This is a genomic window from Flavobacterium anhuiense, from assembly GCF_050990855.1.
Classification (GTDB): Bacteria; Bacteroidota; Bacteroidia; order Flavobacteriales; family Flavobacteriaceae; genus Flavobacterium; species Flavobacterium anhuiense_C.
Window position 1 is genome coordinate 4,908,706 of sequence record NZ_CP158861.1, and the last position, 18,652, is coordinate 4,927,357.

The 18,652-nt window shown below is 34.1% G+C and carries 16 protein-coding genes and 1 tRNA gene; 10 read left to right on the forward strand and 7 right to left on the reverse strand.

All coding sequences use genetic code 11. The features are described 5' to 3' along the window. Positions 1-34: 34 nt before the first annotated feature. From ABTV69_RS21240 to ABTV69_RS21250, 3 genes are all read left to right on the forward strand, one after another. Positions 35-502, forward strand: coding sequence for an SRPBCC family protein (locus tag ABTV69_RS21240; protein WP_433832400.1), 468 nt, complete (start codon positions 35-37; stop codon positions 500-502). Between the two features lie 217 nt (positions 503-719). Next, entirely contained in the window at positions 720-1,088 is a 369-nt protein-coding gene (locus tag ABTV69_RS21245) for an iron chaperone (protein WP_433832402.1), read from the forward strand. Positions 1,089-1,095: 7 nt separating this feature from the next. Next, positions 1,096-1,779: a 2'-5' RNA ligase family protein gene (locus ABTV69_RS21250; RefSeq protein WP_433832404.1), complete on the forward strand. Its 684-nt coding sequence runs from the start codon at positions 1,096-1,098 to the stop codon at positions 1,777-1,779. A gap of 105 nt (positions 1,780-1,884) precedes the next feature. Here the strand turns inward: ABTV69_RS21250 and ABTV69_RS21255 are convergent, their stop codons facing one another. From ABTV69_RS21255 to ABTV69_RS21270, 4 genes are read right to left on the reverse strand one after another with little or no spacing between them, the layout of a single operon-like run. Then, positions 1,885-2,247 (reverse strand): glyoxalase, encoded by a 363-nt coding sequence (locus tag ABTV69_RS21255; protein ID WP_433832406.1) that lies wholly within the window; start codon positions 2,245-2,247, stop codon positions 1,885-1,887. A gap of 16 nt (positions 2,248-2,263) precedes the next feature. Then, positions 2,264-2,689, reverse strand: a complete 426-nt coding sequence (locus ABTV69_RS21260) for an SMI1/KNR4 family protein (protein ID WP_433832408.1) — start codon at positions 2,687-2,689, stop codon at positions 2,264-2,266. Positions 2,690-2,692: 3 nt separating this feature from the next. After that, positions 2,693-3,148 carry a hypothetical protein gene (locus ABTV69_RS21265; RefSeq protein ID WP_433832410.1) on the reverse strand — a complete coding sequence of 152 codons (456 nt, stop codon included), beginning with the start codon at positions 3,146-3,148 and terminating at the stop codon, positions 2,693-2,695. 12 nt (positions 3,149-3,160) lie between these two features. After that, entirely contained in the window at positions 3,161-5,308 is a 2,148-nt protein-coding gene (locus tag ABTV69_RS21270; RefSeq protein ID WP_433832412.1) for a cation:proton antiporter, read from the reverse strand. A 292-nt stretch (positions 5,309-5,600) separates the two neighbouring features. On the opposite strand from ABTV69_RS21270, the gene ABTV69_RS21275 reads away from it, so the two are divergent. The 7 genes from ABTV69_RS21275 to ypfJ all read left to right on the forward strand — a co-directional run bounded on the left by ABTV69_RS21275 (position 5,601) and on the right by ypfJ (position 16,382). Next, the gene (locus tag ABTV69_RS21275) at positions 5,601-7,028 is read left to right on the forward strand and encodes an L-serine ammonia-lyase (RefSeq protein WP_433832414.1); all 1,428 of its coding nucleotides are present in this window, start codon (positions 5,601-5,603) and stop codon (positions 7,026-7,028) included. Positions 7,029-7,223: 195 nt separating this feature from the next. Beyond that, a complete protein-coding gene (gene panB, locus ABTV69_RS21280) occupies positions 7,224-8,042 on the forward strand; it encodes a 3-methyl-2-oxobutanoate hydroxymethyltransferase (RefSeq protein WP_433832416.1) in 819 nt (272 codons plus the stop codon). A 193-nt stretch (positions 8,043-8,235) separates the two neighbouring features. Further along, positions 8,236-8,925 carry an RluA family pseudouridine synthase gene (locus tag ABTV69_RS21285; protein WP_433832418.1) on the forward strand — a complete coding sequence of 230 codons (690 nt, stop codon included), beginning with the start codon at positions 8,236-8,238 and terminating at the stop codon, positions 8,923-8,925. Between the two features lie 74 nt (positions 8,926-8,999). Next, positions 9,000-10,328: an aldehyde dehydrogenase gene (locus tag ABTV69_RS21290; RefSeq protein ID WP_433832420.1), complete on the forward strand. Its 1,329-nt coding sequence runs from the start codon at positions 9,000-9,002 to the stop codon at positions 10,326-10,328. Positions 10,329-10,448: 120 nt separating this feature from the next. Beyond that, complete coding sequence (locus ABTV69_RS21295) at positions 10,449-11,255, forward strand: hypothetical protein (RefSeq protein ID WP_433832422.1); 807 nt, start codon at positions 10,449-10,451, stop codon at positions 11,253-11,255. Between the two features lie 90 nt (positions 11,256-11,345). Then, positions 11,346-15,398, forward strand: coding sequence for a PAS domain S-box protein (locus ABTV69_RS21300; RefSeq protein ID WP_433832424.1), 4,053 nt, complete (start codon positions 11,346-11,348; stop codon positions 15,396-15,398). A gap of 129 nt (positions 15,399-15,527) precedes the next feature. Next, the gene (gene ypfJ, locus ABTV69_RS21305; protein WP_433832426.1) at positions 15,528-16,382 is read left to right on the forward strand and encodes a KPN_02809 family neutral zinc metallopeptidase; all 855 of its coding nucleotides are present in this window, start codon (positions 15,528-15,530) and stop codon (positions 16,380-16,382) included. Positions 16,383-16,625: 243 nt separating this feature from the next. On the opposite strand, the gene ABTV69_RS21310 is transcribed toward ypfJ, so the two are convergent. From ABTV69_RS21310 to ABTV69_RS21320, 3 genes are all read right to left on the reverse strand, one after another. Further along, positions 16,626-16,699 (reverse strand) — tRNA-His (locus ABTV69_RS21310). 79 nt (positions 16,700-16,778) lie between these two features. After that, complete coding sequence (gene bshB1, locus ABTV69_RS21315) at positions 16,779-17,495, reverse strand: bacillithiol biosynthesis deacetylase BshB1 (RefSeq protein ID WP_433832428.1); 717 nt, start codon at positions 17,493-17,495, stop codon at positions 16,779-16,781. An 89-nt stretch (positions 17,496-17,584) separates the two neighbouring features. Continuing rightward, complete coding sequence (locus ABTV69_RS21320) at positions 17,585-18,649, reverse strand: chorismate-binding protein (protein ID WP_433832430.1); 1,065 nt, start codon at positions 18,647-18,649, stop codon at positions 17,585-17,587. Between the last annotated feature and the right edge of the window lie 3 nt (positions 18,650-18,652).

Sequence of the window (18,652 nt, forward strand, 5' to 3'; positions counted from 1 at the left end):
CCAATGCTAACAAACCACATCTAACTTAAAAGAAATGAAAACAGAAAACAACAAATATGCAAAGGCCGAAATGCTGATAAGAAAACCTGTTTCAGAAGTTTTCAGGGCTTTTATAGACCCACAGATTACAAGTAAATTTTGGTTTACAAAAGGATCCGGAAAATTAGAAGAAAATCAAAAAACAGAATGGACTTGGGAAATGTATGGTTTTACGCTTTCGGTTACAACACTTGTTCTTCAGGAAAACAAAAAGATTGTGATAGAATGGGGAAATCCAGACGAAATTACTTTGGTAGAATGGGTATTTAATCCGTTGAACGAAAATGAAACTTTTGTGAGTATCACCAATTCAGGTTTTCATGGCGACACAGATAAAATTATCGACCAGGTTCGCAATTCTACTGAAGGTTTTACTTTGGTTTTAGCGGGCGCAAAAGCTTACTTAGAGCATAATTTACGTTTGAATTTGGTTTTGGATCGTTTTCCTAAAGGACTTGCTTAATCATATTTAACCGCAAAGTGCGCAAAGGTTTTACGCAAAGAATGCAAAGTTTTTTTTGAGAATCCTTTGTCTACAAAGTTTTATCTGCACAGCTTTGCGAACTTAATATAGGCTCTGCTTAGTTACCTAATAGAAAATAACTTTGTGACCTTGCGGTTAAAAAAAAACTAACCGCAAAGAAAAGTAAACTTGAAACCTGAAACTTGAAACAAAGAAAATGGACATTAAAAAACCAGAAAACATAGACGAATACATTGGTGGATTTCCGAATGATGTTCAAGAAGTTTTGGAGAAAGTCAGAATGACGATTCAGAAGGCGGCGCCTGATGCTAAAGAGAAAATCAGTTATTCTATGCCTGCTTTTGAGCAAAATGGAATTGTGGTTTATTTTGCTGCGTTTAAAAATCATATCGGACTTTATGCTTTACCAAGTGGACACGAAGCTTTTGCAGAAAAACTTTCAAAATATAAATCTGGAAAAGGCTCCGTACAATTTCCTTTAAAAGATCCAATGCCATTTGACTTAATAACTGAAATAGTCCAATTTAGAGTCAAAGAAAATCTGGAAAAGGCCAAAAAGAAATAATACCACAATGAATTTAACCGAACACTATAACCAACTTTACAAAACATCTTCTGAAACTATTTCAGCAGGAAAGTACTCAATCGATTCTGAACTAAAAAACGAATCTGATTCTCGATTCGGAATTACACTTCTTATTCGTCCAAATGATGAAATTAAAGCCAATATTCAGACTTTCATTGACGAATTGAAAAAGGAAGAACCTGAGCAGTATTTTTACCCCGATTCAGATATTCATATTACCGTTCTGTCTATTATTTCTTGTTCTTCCGATTTTACTTTGAATCAGATTTCGCCAAATGAATATATTGAAGTGATTTGCAGAAGTTTGGTTGATGTTGAGAAAATTCAAATTCATTTTAAAGGCATCACTGCTTCTCCTTCTGCTCTAATGATTCAAGGATTTCCAAGTGATGAAACTTTAAATAATTTACGAAATAGACTTCGTGAAAATTTCAAAAATTCAGGATTACAGCAAAGTATAGACAGCCGTTATTCGATATCAACAGCACATTCTACTGTAATGCGTTTTCAGGAAAAACTTCACGATCCGAAAAAACTAATTGAAATCACAGAAAAATTCCGCGATTATGATTTCGGAACATTTGACGTTAAAAACCTAGAATTGGTTTATAATGACTGGTATCAACGTAAAACCACGACTCGAGTTTTGGGTGATTTTGGTTTGAGATGAGTTTCTTTTGCTTGCCAAGAATTTTTCGCTAATTCCACTAATTATTATGGAATTTGAAATAAAATAAATTCGGGTAAATTGGTGTAATTAGTGGCAAAATATAGTTTATTTGAATTTTCCAAAATGCCACAAAACTCCTGAAGGATCGTGCAAAAAACATTCGCTTCCCCAATCTAAATATTTTATTGGAGTTAATTTTACTCCTTCATATTTTTCTCGAAGATTTAAAGCTAGAAGTTCGCTGTAGTAGCCTTCGACATCATCCACTTCAACAAAAATCATGGTATTTTCTATCCAGTTTTTATCGTAGTAATCTTGAAGATAAAAAGCGATATCTCCTGTTTTAAAAACCGAAAAATTAGATTCTAAAACAACCTCTTCAAATCCTAAGTCGCGATAAAAACTTCTCGAGATTTCAAAATTTTTAGAACCAATAAACGGTCTGATAGATTTTATTTTGTGATTCATACAATTCAAATTTAATTTAGGAAAACCATTCAACTCCATTGTCAAGTCGAACTAAAAAATCAGTAAACGAATCTCCTATTATGACATGATATTTTGCATCTAAACCAATAACAGGAGAAAGAATAATTTTTATCGAATTGTCATCTTCAAATTCAATTCCTATAAACTCTCCGCTTCCATTTGTTCCTATCGCAAGTGTTTGAGGTAGTTTTTCAAAAATATGATATTCCAAATTGGCATCAATAAGTTCTTCAAGGCTCCAAAGCTTTATAAATTCAGCTCCAATAAACTGATCTATTCCCAGATAATTTTCAGCATAAAAAACATAATCTTCAGGAAGATCGTATTTTAAATGCTCTTGAATATCTTCAATTGGCATGTAAGATTCTACTTCTCTTTTAGGAAAATCATACTTTTTTAAAATCTCAAATAAAACTTCCATCTACTATAAATTTATGTCGTTATAATAAATTAAAAACCATTTATTATGGATGAGTTTAAACTGTCTCTCTACTTCAAAACCACTATCTGGAATCCAAAATCTTTCTGTGATTAAAGTGTCTGTTTTTATTAGCGAATGCTGGTATTCTTCAATTTCTGTATTCTCGCCAACGGGAATTATTTGAAACTGCCAATTCTTCCTTGTCCAATTGTATTGTTCAAAACCAGAAACATGTTTCCCTTCGATAGGAAAATCAACTCTTGAAACTTGAAAAAGAGAATCAGAATGAAACTTTTTATTGAATTCATCAAAATTCTCGGGTAATTCCTTTTTAGCAGGTTTTGAAATGCTATCCGTAATCGCAACTTCAGAATTTAAATTTGTTTCTTCTTTAGCTTTATTGCAACTCACAAAAATAAAAACCAAAGCACAAACGGGTAAAAAGCATGAGATTTTCATAAAGATAAGATTTTAGCTTTTCTTTAAAATACTTCCCAAACCACGTCCAATTTGCTCAATTGCCTCAATACCTTTTGCTAAAGGCGATGCCGTAAAATCTTCGTAAGCATCCATTGCGCTTTCTTTTCTATCGTCTTGCGGATAAACCAGCATGATATTATTACTGTCAAAATATTTTTCAAACTTTGTTGGCAATTTATCAAAGATCGACTGGTAAGAAACAGAACCTTTTCGTGACAAATTGACTACTACTAAGTCTGTCGGTTTTATTTCTTCTGAAATGGCTTCAAAATCTTCCCAATCCGAAACATTTTTAAATCCAAATTTACTGTTCAGTTTTAAATTAGAAGCAATCTGTTGAATAGCCTGATGTGTCTTCATTTCTCCATAAATCACAATCGGAATGCTTAATTCCTGCGCTAAGCGGCTCACCTTCTGCATTAGCAAATGAAACCCAACTCCTCTTTCAGAAAACGGCGGACAAACAAAAACCAACCTTTTTTCTTCAATAAAACTTTTTTGAAACCTACAGATAAACAAAGTCTTATCTACATTATTAATAATCGAATCTACGTTTTCACCAAAAATTTTATCTAAAAATCCTGTTTTTCTCGGCCAACCCACAATCACAATATCCGACATGATTTCTTTCGAAGTCCTAGCTATTCCGCTCGCAGGATTATGATCGATTCTAGCAATAGTATTAATCTTTACTTCTGAAGCTGATCCTTGAATTACAAATTTATCGGCTGCTTTTCTGTATTTTAGAATATTCTTTTCTGCCTGACTATTATTAGGTACAATCGTCAATAAAGTTACAGGATTAGATGATTTTTTGTCCTTTATTAGAAGAGCAAAATCTAATAAACTCGCAGCGGCAGACGATTTTGCTAATGGAATTAAAATATGTTCATCAAGAATCTGATCTCTTTCTGTGTCTTCATGGGAGATTTCTTCTTCACAGATCGCTATTTTCTTTGCTGCTTTTTCTGTTGCAAACGAAGCTACAATACACGTAATTAGAATTAGGATAATAGTTCCGTTTAAAATATTTTCATCCAAAATTTTTGCTTTAAAACCAACCAAAATTACCGCCAAAGTTGCGGCAGCATGCGCACTGCTCAACCCAAAAATAAGCTGTCTTTCGGTTCTGGTATATTTAAAAACAATTTGAGTAAAAAACGCTGCAATCCATTTTCCGAATATAGCCACAACGCTCAAAGTTCCTGCAACGATTAGAGCTGTTGGTCCACTCAAAATAACGCTAACATCAACCAGCATTCCTACAGAAATCAAGAAAAACGGGATAAATAATGCATTTCCAATAAATTCTATTCTATTCATCAAAGCAGAAGAATGTGGAATCAAAGGGTTTAATGCCAAACCTGCAACGAAAGCTCCAATTATAGGTTCCACTCCTGCTACTTCGGCCAAAAAGGCGGCAAAGAAAACCACAGAAAGCACAAAAATATAATGGGCATGCTTCTCACTTTCTAATTTCTTAAAAAACCATTTTGCCACACGCGGAATAATCAAAAACATGATAGCAGAGAAAATGGCTAATGAAATAATCAATTTCACCCAAAATGCTTGATTTAGATTTCCTTGGCTACTTCCCATAATTACGGCAAGAATAATCAAGACCGCTGTATCGGTCAAAATCGTTCCGCCAACAGTAATCGCTACAGCTTGATTTTTGGCAATTCCTAATTTACTCACGATCGGATAAGCTACCAAAGTGTGCGTAGCAAACATACTCGCAGTTAAGAAACTGGCATTAAAATCGTATTGAAGCAGGTAAAAACAAACCGGAAATCCTATAGAAAGCGGTAGAATAAAGGTAAAAAATCCAAAAAGCAAGCTTTTATTTCGATTAGCTTTAAACTCATTCATATCCAACTCTAGTCCCGCAATAAACATGATATACAAAAGCCCGATTGTCGAAAACAAATCGACTGCGGAGTTTTTCGCTAGAATATTTAATCCGTGAGGACCAATAATAACACCTGAGATAATAAGTCCAATAATGCCTGGAATATTTATCTTTTTTAGTAAAATTGGCGAAAGCAGAATTATAAAAAGTATTAACGAAAAGATTAATACAGGGTTGCTTAAAGGTAATTCGAATTCTTGTAATAGATGTCTGAAAAATTCTATCATAGGGTAACTTTATCTTCTTGTGGTATTAGTATTTGTAAAAAGACTTTTTCAGCATTAAAACAAAATCCATGAAGTATTAATATTAAAGAACCAAGCAATGCAACTCGTTCTTTTACAAAAATACCGAAAAAACGTGAACTTTTTACGGAAACTGCATATTAAGGTTTTAAATTTATTTCGTTGCCGAATTATTAAATTTTAATATTTATTTTAACAAATACGCAAGATTAACATTCAAAAAGAAATCTTCATTGCATTATTCGATTATCTTTGTCTTAACAAAATTGAAACAATGGAAGAATGTATCTCTGTTTTTGATATGCTAAAAATTGGCGTTGGCCCTTCAAGTTCACATACTTTAGGTCCGTGGCGCGCTGCCGAACGCTTTCTAGAAGAGCTGAAAGACGAAGCAATTTTAGATGACATCACAAGGGTAAAAGTCGATTTGTATGGCTCACTTTCTTTGACTGGGAAAGGCCACGCAACAGATCTTGCCGTAATGCTCGGGTTAAGCGGACAAGATCCTGAATATATTCCTGTAGAAGATATTGCACGAATTATAAAAAAAATCGAAACAACAAACGAAATCAATTTGGGCAACCAAAAAACGATTCCGTTCTTTTTTCTTCAAGACATTGTTTTCAATAAAGATTTTCTTCCATTTCACGCAAACGGATTGAAATTTACAGCTTACAAATCGGATGATGCTGAATACGAATCTACTTTTTATTCGATTGGTGGAGGGTTTGTTGTTAAAGAAGAACGCACCAATGCCAAATTGAAAGAAGTTATAAAATGTGCCTTTCCTTATCCGATTCAAAACGCAGCTGAATTATTAAACTACAGCGTTACGGAAAACAAATCGATTTCTGAAATTGTATACGAAAATGAAATTTCGATGCGACCAGAGCAAGAAGTGCATTCTGAATTAATGCGTATTTGGAATACAATGCTGGAATGCATGTACATTGGCTGCCACTCGGAAGGAATTCTTCCAGGCGGACTGCACGTACGTAGAAGAGCTTTTGATATGCACCAAAACTTAATAGGCTTATCCAATTATACCGATCCGCAAAGTTGGCTGGAAGAAATTAGAAAAACTGAGGTTAAATTTCGCCAAATCTTAAAATGGGTAAGCTGTTTTGCACTTGCCGTGAATGAAGTAAATGCGTCGTTAGGCCGTGTAGTTACTGCGCCAACCAACGGAAGCTCGGGCGTAATTCCTGCCGTTTTAATGTATTATATGGTAATTGAAAACCATAATGCAGGAGAAAAAGAAATCAAACAATTTTTGATGGTTGCAGGAGAAATTGGAAGTATCTTCAAAAAAGGATCGACAATTTCTGCGGCAATGGGCGGTTGTCAAGCTGAAATTGGAGTTTCATCTTCAATGGCGGCTGCAGCATTATGCGAACTAATGGGAGGAACTCCTGCTCAGGTTTTGATGGCGGCAGAAATCGCTATGGAGCATCACTTAGGGCTGACTTGCGATCCTATTGGCGGATTAGTTCAGATTCCTTGTATTGAAAGAAATACAATGGGAGCTATTAAAGCAATTAATGCTGCCGAATTAGCTTTAGAAACCGATTCTAAAAATGCTAAAGTTCCTTTAGACAAAGTGATCAACACAATGTGGGAGACAGCAAAAGATATGAATTCAAAATACAAAGAAACTTCTGAGGGAGGTCTAGCTGTCGCGGTAAATATGGCTGATTGCTAATATTTACATTGACCACAAAACCTTACAAATGAACATTTATTTAAAAAACCTCTCAACTATCTTACCGCAATGAGATACAAGTAATTACAACTAGAAATTAAAGACAAAAAACAATTTTATGTCGAAATATTCTATTATTGCTGATTCCCATTTTACAATTATTCAATACTTTTACAATATCAAAAAAACATTAAAATGTCAGTAGCAAAAAAAGATTATAAAAGAATCACAACAAAGTCATTAATTGAAATGAAAAGCAATGGAGAAAAAATCTCTATGCTAACGGCGTATGATTATACAATGGCAAAAATTGTTGACACAGCTGGTGTTGACGTAATTTTAGTTGGCGATTCGGCATCAAACGTAATGGCTGGTCACGAAACAACTCTTCCTATTACTTTAGATCAGATGATTTACCATGCTTCTTCTGTAGTTCGTGCTGTAGAAAGAGGTTTGGTTGTGGTTGACTTGCCTTTTGGAAGTTACCAATCTGATCCAAAAGAAGCCTTACGTTCTTCTATCAGAATTATGAAAGAAAGTGGTGCTCATGCAGTAAAATTAGAGGGTGGAAAAGAAATTAAAGAATCTATCAAAAAAATATTAAACGCCGGGATTCCTGTAATGGGACATTTAGGTTTAACTCCTCAATCGATCTATAAATTCGGAACTTATAGTGTTCGTGCAAAGGAAGAAGAAGAGGCAGAAAAACTAATTGAGGATGCTCAAATGCTTGAAAAAGTAGGATGTTTTGCAGTTGTTTTGGAAAAAATACCAGCAGATTTAGCTAAAAAAGTAGCAGATAGCATTTCTATTCCTGTAATCGGAATTGGAGCTGGAGGTGGCGTTGACGGTCAAGTTTTAGTGATTCATGATATGCTAGGAATGAACAATGAATTCAGCCCACGTTTCTTACGTCGCTACTTAAATCTTTATGATGAAATGACCAAAGCAATTGGACAATATGCTGCAGATGTTAAGTCTAGCGATTTTCCGAATGCTAGTGAGCAATATTAGTCTAAGATTCTAAGGTGCTAAGGTACTGAGATGCTAAGTTTTTTCTTAGGTTTGAAGTAACAAAATAACAAAGGCTCAAAGATTTAAAAATTATGAATTGCCTCCAGCTTTAGCTGGAGGTCTCTTTTTGGGGCGTTCCAAAGGGCTTTAGCCAAACTACTCAATCTAAAATCAGAAATCTAAAATTCTTTTAATGAAAATTGTTTCTAATAAAGACAACTTACAAATTCTTCACGAAGACAATCACATTATTGTGGTTAACAAGCGTGTTGGTGATATTGTTCAGGGAGATAAAACAGGTGATAAACCTTTGTCTGATGTGGTGAAAGAATACATAAAGGCCAAATACAATAAACCTGGCGATGTTTTCTTGGGTGTTATCCACCGTTTGGATCGACCTACAACGGGAATTGTAGTCTTTGCACGAACGAGCAAGGCTTTATCACGAATGAATGAATTGTTTAGCAATCGTGAAACTAAAAAAACGTATTGGGCGGTTGTCAAAAACAAACCAAAAGAAGCAAAAGCCAAATTAGTTCATTATTTAAAAAGAAACGAAAAAAATAATACTTCAAAGGCGCATTTAAAAGAAGTTCCAGACAGTAAATTGGCCAGTTTAGATTACACCATAATCAAGGAACTTCAAAATTACACCGCGCTGGAAATTAATTTACATACAGGACGTCACCATCAAATTCGTGCGCAATTAAGCGCAATCGGATCTCCCATTAAAGGAGACTTAAAGTATGGTGCGGACCGAAGCAATCCTGATGGCGGAATTCATCTTCACGCACGAAAACTTACTTTTATTCATCCTGTTTCTAAAGAAAATATCACCATCATCGCTCCTACTCCTGATGATCCTATTTGGAATGCTGTATGATTTTTATGATTTAATTGTTAAATTTTAAAATTTTATCGATTAACTTGCATAGAATAAAACAAGCTAATCGAAAAATGGACTTTAAAAGCGACATCGGATATCGAAAAGAAACTCTAAAAAAGTTATTATATAATATTCAGAAAAGCGAAGACTTAATCGTAAAAGCCTTATACGATGACTTCAAAAAGCCGGAGTTTGAAGCTGTTTTGACCGAAACAAATTATGTTATTTCGGAACTTAAAGATGTTATAAAAAACATTAATAAATGGGCAAAACCAGAACGCGTTTTTCCATCATTACTCAACTTTCCTTCTAGCGATTATCTGTACAAAGAACCGTACGGCGAAGTATTAATTATTGCACCTTGGAACTATCCTTTTCAGCTTGCTTTATGTCCGTTGGTTGCGGCAGTTGCAGCAGGAAATCGAGTAGTTTTAAAACCATCAGAACTTACACCACATACATCGGCGATAATTGCAAAAATTATTGAAAAAACATTTCATGTTAATCATGTAGAAGTTTTTGAAGGTGGCGTTGAAGTTTCTAATAAATTATTGGCTCAGCGATGGGATTATATCTTTTTTACAGGAAGTGTCACAGTTGGAAAAATTGTTGCAAAAGCCGCCGCTGAAAACCTAACCCCTGTTACGCTTGAATTGGGCGGAAAAAACCCTTGCATTATTGATGAAACAGCCAATTTAAAACTAGCGGCAAAAAGAATTGTTTGGGGGAAATTTATCAATGCGGGTCAAACTTGCATTGCGCCCGATTACATTTTGATTCAGAAAAATATGAAAGTCAATTTTATTTCCTATATGATTGAAGAGATCATAAAAGCGTATGGAAAGAAAATAGACAAATCTCCTGATTTTGCTCGAATTATAAATACAAAAAATTGGTATCGTTTAACCAATATGATTCAAAACGAGCATATTCTTTTTGGTGGCGAAAGCGATGCCAACAAACTGTATATTGCTCCTACTCTTCTTGAAGAACCAGATTTGGATAGCCCGATTATGAAAGAAGAAATCTTTGGACCTATTTTACCAATTCTGATTTACGAAAATGAAAATGACATCGAAAAGGTTGTAAGCCGTTATGAGAAACCTCTTTCATTTTACATTTTTAGTGAAAATAATTCGTTTGTACAGAAATTAATTTCAAAATACTCTTTTGGAGGCGGATGCATTAACGACACAGTTATTCATTTTTCCAATAACAGACTGCCTTTTGGAGGTGTCGGACATAGCGGAATTGGGTCATATCACGGCAAACGCAGTTTCGATACATTTTCTCATCATAAACCAATTGTAAAAAAAGGAAATTGGCTGGATCTGCCTTTGCGCTATGCACCTTACAAAGACAAATTGGCTTCCATAAAACGAATTTTAGACTGGCTATAAATCAGTTAAAAACATTTCGGAATGTTTTGTAGATTTTTACACGGAATTGATTAAAAATATTATATTTACGTCAAGATACCTTTCAAATATTACAAGTCTATAAAACAATCTTACATAAAAATGAAATCGACTCTTGACCAAATTGAGGACATTAAAAAAAATGGCTTTTCCCTTGATTTTGCTACAGTTTTTAATCACGCTTTCGAAAACTATAAAAAAATAGCGCTTTATTCTGGGCTTATCATTTTGGTCTTTACCATTGTCATTGTCATGTTTTATATGGGAATAATGATTGCTTATTTTGGAATAGAAAGTTTAAAAGAAGATTATCTGACCGAATTAACAAATCAAAAATTTACAATTGTCGAGCTTTTAATACAAACGATTGGCTTTTCTGTAATAGCCGCATTTATAGCGCCATTTAGTGCCGGCTTTTTAAAAATGGCAGATTCAGCAGATAAAGACGTTGAATTTAATGTCTCTACCATGTTTTATTACTACAAAGGGAAATATTTTGGGCAAATATTTGTTGCAGCTCTTATCACCGCTATAACTGGAAACTTATTTTCAAATTTGATTAAAAGCTTAGACATTCCTTTTGGAAATGTAATAGCATTTGCAATACCATACATCATAACCTATTTCGTTTATTTGTCAACTCCACTAATTATTTTTGGAAATCTAAATGCAATAGAATCCTTGAAATCAAGCATTTCAATAATTACTAAAAATCCACTAAATATATTCGGATTTTTCATTATTGGTTTTATAGGTGCTCTTGTCGGACTTGTGGGATGTTGCATAGGCATCATCTTTACAGTAGTTTTTAATAGTTCAATGCAATATGCAACCTATTTTGCCATTTTTGGAACACATTCTGAAGAAGAAGATTCAATTGATTCAATTGGAAAATACAATGTAGATTAAAATCGAAAATTCTTATTTACCGAGACCCTAACCACTTCTCTTTAAGAATTTTCAAAAGGCTATTTACTAAACCAACATACCCCAAATTCTATGGCCGCAAACTGTAGTTTTTTCAATTCGGTTATTTCGGGAATTTCCACTATTGGGAGTGCCTTTGAATCAATTATGACCGGATGGTATGTGTTTAATTCCGATATTATATACTACAACAACCATAAACTATTTGTTTTAGGTCTATCGTTGTTTGCCTTTCTTTCGCTCTTGGTATATCACTTTTTTAGAATTAAAGCTAAAATTGGATATTTCATCGAAAAAAAGAAAGAACAAGAAACAGCCGGAAGAGAATACCAACTCTACATTTTATTTTTTGGAATTGCAGTAATTGTAATCGAAATAATAAATGAAATTTTCAAGATAAGACCCAAAAGTCTTTTAGTAGCAAATGTTTCTATTGGCGTTGCGGTACTTATTATTTACACCATAACAGACAAAATCAAATGGGTGCGAGATCAAATCCAGCAGATTTTTATTTTCTGTTTCTTTATTTATATCAGTTACGTTGCCTACAACATCATCAATTTGAAAAATGATGTCGTGCCTATTATCGTTTTCTTGATTTCCTTTTTCTTTTCGTACAATATTCTCAAGCCCATAAAAATCTACTGGTTTTTTGTTGGCTTAACTTTTACGTTTCTACTTACAACATTAGCCCTGCAGCTTATTCCAATAAAATCTTGCATCTTACTGCTTAATTTTTGCATTCTGATTTTTATTATAAATCAGGTAAAATATGCCGTTTTGTTAGACAATCGTGACAATTTCAGGTTTGCAAACGAAATTGTCCATAAAGGAAATTCACTTACTATAGCTTCCAATCAAAAGGGCGAAATACTGTTTTGCAGTGAAACTATAACTCCAATTCTAGGATATCATCCTGATCAGGTTATGGGACTAAAATTTTGGGAATTAACAGAAGATTCGAAATCCGATGAAAAATTAAATCCGATTAAGAATCAAGAAAACAAGCTTTACATCAAAAAATTAAAAGCCCAAAACGGCGAATACAAATACATTCAATGGAAAGATAAAAAGTTTTCAGAAGACTTAATTATTAGTATCGGACAAGACGTAACAGAGCAAGTTATTGTTCAGGATCAATATAAAAACCTAATACAAACCGCAACCGATATTATTTTTGAAATTGACGCAGACGGTCATTTTACCTTTATAAATGAATTTGGTATTTCAACGCTTGGCTATACTAAAGACGAAATAATCAAAAAGCACTATTCTAATTTCATTCACGAAAATTACATTAATAGCGCTGTTGATTTTTACGAAAATCTAGTGCTTAACGAAAGCAATTATCCTATTATTGAAATCCCTATTTTAAAGAAAAACGGCGATGAAATATGGATTTCTCAAAAAATTATCGTTCGCAAGAATGACCTCGGACTAACCGCTGGATTTTCCGGAATTGCGAGAGATATTACCGAGAAAAAAAATATCGAAAACGAGAAAAAAAAGCGTCTTAAAAAAATTGAAGCCTATAACAATTCTACTAAGAAGCTATCTACCACAGATTTTAGCAAATACGACGAATTAAATACGGTTATTGATTTAATTCTAAAAGAAGCCGCTTCGGTAAGCAATGCCAATCGTGTAAGTTTCTGGAAATACGACGATGATTTGATTACCTGCAAAAACCTTTTCAGCCTAGACAATCAAAGATTAAGCGACAAAAACATTTTAAACAAAGAATCGTATCCTATTTATTTTGAAACGTTAAACAATAAAGCCATTATTAATGCGCCGGACGTATTCGACAAACTGGAAACATCTGAATTTCAAAAACTTTATTTCACAAAAAACAATATCAAGTCCATGCTTGATGTTCCTATTTTTTTAACAGGGCAATTGGCAGGTGTTGCTTGTTTTGAAAGTACGGAACAAAAAAGAGAATGGGATAATGAGGATATTAACTACGCGAGAACGATTTCTGATGTAATTTCACTTGCCATTTCGTCTCAAATGCGTTTGGAAGCAGAAAGAAAATTAGAACTTAAAAGCCAACTTTTGTCTGCGCTTTCCCTTTGTACAGAAAAGTTTTTACTGAGCAAAACGACGCACCAAATGTTTCAGGAAACGTACAACATTATCGGAAAAGCAGCCAAGGTAGATCATATGTATTACTACGAAAAAGATGTGATCTACAATACGGTAAGTCAAAAATACAAGTGGTCACGTGACGGCGTTACCCATCAGATTACGCCATTGCGCCATATGACCGAAGAAAATCTTCAAGAGATTTACGATGTCGCATCACAAAGAAAAATATTAAATACAATTACGCGAAATCTGAATGACAGCTTCTTTAAAAAACTTCTGATCGAAAATGAAATTCAGTCTATTCTTATTTTACCCATTTATATTAATGATATTTTCACCGGCTTTATAGGCTTTGATGACTGTACAGCAGAAAGAAAATGGACTGAAGACGAAATTAATATCTTTCAGGTACTAGCAAACAATATTTCATCTGCATTAGAAAGAAATCGAAATGAAACTAAAATTATTGAAAGCGAAGAAAAATTCAAACTGATTGCAAACAACATTCCTGGAACGGTTTATTTGTCAAAATTTGATGCTTTTTCGACCAAAATATTCTTAAATGACGAAGTTTTAAATCTTACTGGATATTCAAAATCCGAGTTTATTGAAAATAATTTATCCTTTCTGTCGTTAATTCATCCTGATGATAAAAATGAAGTAATAAACAATCAAATCGATAATCTACAAAACGGAATGCCATTGCACAATGTATATCGCATTCAGCGCAAAAGTGGCGAGTTTATATGGATAGAAGAATTTGGAGACGTAATTAAGCGAGATGATGAAATTGAATTTGTCGGCGGAATTTATTTTGACATTACCAGTAAAAAAGAAATAGAAGACGCCATAAAAGCCAAACAATTGGCAGAAGCCGCAAACAAATCAAAATCAGACTTTTTAGCTAATATGTCTCACGAAATCAGAACTCCTTTAAACGGAATTATTGGTTTTACACACTTATTAATGAAAACGGATTTGGAAGAAATTCAAGAAAAATACATGACCACCATCAACCAATCGGCGCATTCTCTTCTTGAAATTATAAATGACATTTTGGATTTCTCAAAAATTGAAGCAGGAAAACTAGAACTTTTTATTGACTTATATGATATTAAAAAAATTCTAGGTCAAGTCTTTGACTTAATTGTTTACGAGTCCAATAAAAAAAACCTGGAACTTGAATTAAACATTGATCCTGACGTTCCTAAATACATTTGGACAGACATTGTTCGCCTCAAACAGATTTTAATTAATCTGCTTTCAAATGCAGTTAAATTTACAACTGAAGGCTCAATCAAACTAAATGTTTCCGTTTTAGAAAAGAAACACAACAATAACTCTTTGATACGTTTCGCTGTAATTGACACGGGAATCGGAATTCTTGAAAAAAATCAGAAGAAAATTTTCAAGGCTTTTTTACAGGAAGACAGCTCTACAACTAGAAAATTTGGAGGAACAGGATTGGGTTTAACTATATCTAATCAATTGCTGGCTTTAATGGAAAGCCGTTTACAGCTGCAAAGCAAAATTGACGAAGGAAGCACTTTTTTCTTTGACTTAAATTTAAAAACAAGCAATCAAAGCATTAATGACAAATACAACGCCGAACTTAAAAGCTTAAATATCCATTTGGATTCTGACGAGATTGAAAACAACGGCAACAATATTACTTTTTTAATTGTCGAAGACAATAAGGTAAACATGCTTCTTCTTAAAACAATTATAAGAAACCTATACAATAATGCTTTTATTTTTGAATGCGAAAATGGATATGAAGCTCTTCAGCAATTTGAAGAAATCAATCCGACCATTATTTTCATGGACATTCAGATGCCTATCATGAATGGCTATGAAACGGCAAAAGCAATCCGAAATACAAAAAAAGGACGTGATGTGCCGATAATTGCTGTGACAGCAGGCGCTGAAAAAGAAGAACGAAATAAATGCATTTCTGCCGGAATGGACGATTACATTTCTAAACCCATTATGAAAGGAAGCGTTGAAGAAGCTTTGGTTAAATGGCTTGGGTAATTTCGTTTTCAATCGCAATTACAGTTAAATGCTTTTACTAAAAACTAAATGATGCAATTGAAAAATTTATCATAAAAAATCTATAAATTAGTACAACGTTTTAAATAACAAGTATAAAAACAATTTACTATGAAATGGCAAGGCAGAAGACAAAGTGATAATGTAGAAGACAGACGATCAATTTCTGGCGGTGGAAAAGCACTAGTCGGCGGTGGCGTTATTGGAATTATCATTTTACTGCTAAATGTGTTTGGCGGTGAAACAGGTCAGCAAATAGCCCCAATTTTAGAGCAAATGCAAGGCGGACAATCACAACAAACAGAAGCTGCTGCACCTTTAAGCGAGGAAGACAAAAAAATGGGTGAGTACGTAAGGACTTTACTAGCTTACAATGAAGATACATGGACAAAGATTTTTGCCGAAAATGGAATGACCTATGAAAAACCAAAACTAGTTCTTTTCAAAGGTGCTGTACAAACCGCTTGTGGTGGAGCATCTTCTGCTTCTGGCCCTTTTTATTGCCCAGGCGACCGCAAAGTGTATATGGATCTAGATTTTTTTGAAGAACTGCAAACCAAATTTGGCGCAAAAGGAGGCGATTTTGCGATTGCATACGTTATCGCGCATGAAATTGGCCATCACATTCAAACTTTAACGGGAACATCATCTAAAATGCGTCAGATGCAACAAGGAAAAAGCGAAGCTGAAGCCAATAGATTATCGGTAGCCTTAGAATTGCAAGCTGATTTTTATGCAGGAGTTTGGGCACATGATAACCAGAAAGATCTTGACGTTGGCGATATAGATGAAGCTTTAAGTGCAGCAAACGCAGTTGGAGATGATGCCATTCAAAGCAAAATGCAAGGACATGTTGTTCCTGATTCTTTTACGCATGGAACTTCAGAACAAAGAATGTACTGGTTTAAAAAAGGTTTTAAAACTGGAGATATAAACCAAGGAAATACATTTGAAGAAATTCGATAATACACAAACCAATTATAATAACCAACCAAAAAAGCACAACTTGACAGTTGTGCTTTTTTATTAAATTCCAATATTAAAATTCCAAATTCCAATCTCTTTAAGATAAATTCCAATAAAATAAAAATTCCAAACTGCAGTGAGCTGGAATTTGGAATTTGGAATTTCAAAAAATTGGAATTTGTTTTTTTTTGTTTTCGCCAAAAAACAAAAAAAGCCTTGAATTTCTTCAAGGCTTTCTATCTGGGTGGCTGACCGGGTTCGAACCGGCGACCCGCGGCACCACAAACCGCTACTCTAACCAGCTGAGCTACAACCACCATTTTTCTGCTTAGCGAGTGCAAATATAGAACAAAGGTTGAGTTCTACAAAGAAAAAAATGAAAAATTTTCATAAAAATTAAATCAAATTTTCTAAACTATTGACTGCCAAACATCTTTCAACTGTAAAACCTTCTGCAAAATCTTTACCAACTAGCCTTCCTAAGTCTTGCGCACGATAATTTAAGCTTTCAAAAAAGTTTTTACTCGTAATTGGCGTCGCAGGTTCATTCGAATTCGGATCGTAAAATTGGGTTTTATAAGCCATAATTGCTTCAATCTTCTTTTCTTCAAATCCTGTAATATCTACAACGAAGTCTGGAGTGATATTTTTCCATTGAATATAATGATACACTACCTTAGGTCGCCACGCTTCTTGTTTTACACCATCAATCGAAGTTTCAATTTTCATCAACCCAGATAAAAAGCAAGCATCAGAAACTAATTTGCTTCCTTTTCCATGATCGATATGGCGATCGTCAATTGCATTGCACAATACAATCTCAGGTTTGTATTTTCGAATCATTTTAATGACCTCTAATTGATGTTTTTCATCATTAACGAAAAAACCATCGCGCATCGCTAAATTTTCGCGAGCAACAACTCCTAAAATCTTTGCTGCATCTTTCGCTTCCTGATCTCTGGTTTCCGCCGTTCCGCGTGTTCCTAATTCACCACGCGTTAAATCTACAATCCCAACTTTTTTCCCAAGGGAAACTTCTTTTAAAATGGTTCCAGCGCAACCTAATTCTACGTCGTCTGGATGCACCCCGAAGGCTAATATGTCTAGTTTCATTTTTGTTTTTTGTTTTTTGTTTGTTTTGTTTCAGGTTTCAAGTTTCAAGTTGTCCGCAGAACGTGTAACCTGAAACCTGAAACTTTAAACTATTTCTTCAATACTCTCTTCATCGTCATTGATTTATTGACGCTTTCTTCCCATTCTTTTTCGGGAATACTTTCTTTTGTAACACCGCAACCCATATACAAAATCGCTTTTTCTTCCTGAATTTGCATACATCGTAAATTTACAAATAAATCAGAACTCGAATTATTTCCTGCAAACGTGCTGTTTAATTCGCCTAAAAAACCTGTATAGAAAGTTCGATCGTAATTTTCATTTTCTAAGATAAATGTTTTTGATTTTTTCTTTGGAAGTCCGCACACAGCTGGTGTTGGATGCAAAGTATCGATTACTTCCTCTAAGGTCGAATTCTCTGTTAAAACTCCAGAAATATCCGTTTTAATATGCCAAATCGATCCTGCTTTTAAACTGTAAGGCTCAGAAACTACAACCGAAGCTGTAAATTCACGAAGGCGTTTCACGATAAAATCAGTCACAAACTGTTGCTCGTCTTTTTCTTTTTGCTGCCAAACGATTTCAGTTTGCAAATTATCTTTCTGCGTTCCTGCCAAAGCCATCGTTTCAAAAACATTTCCATTTGCTTTCAACAGCTTTTCAGGCGTTGCTCCCATCCAAAGTCCGATTTTAGGATGAAAAAAACAATAACAGAAAGTTGCAGGATATAACTGAACCAAGTGCTGGAAGGTTTCAATAAAATCGAATGCTGCTAAAGGCACTTCTTCACTTCGGGATAAAACTACTTTTTTAAACTCTTCCTTTTTTATAGCTTGAACTCCTTGCGCTACTAAATATTCATATTGAAATTTCGCTTCAGGATCAAAACTCAAATCATCAATTTCGATTGGCTCAAATGAAGTGTTTTCTTTTTCAGAAGTAATAATCTCCGATTCGTTTTCAGGAATCAGGATTAATTGCTTTTCATCAAAAGAAGCGAAAACAAATCCTTTTTCGCTGTAATCTGAAACCGTGTGTAAAATATTATTTTGCTGTAAAATCCCAATGTATTTTTCTGAATTGGGTTTTGAATAAAGTACAAAAGGTAAATTTTGCTCTTTATGATTTTTAATTTTTAAGAAAAATGGATTCATAAT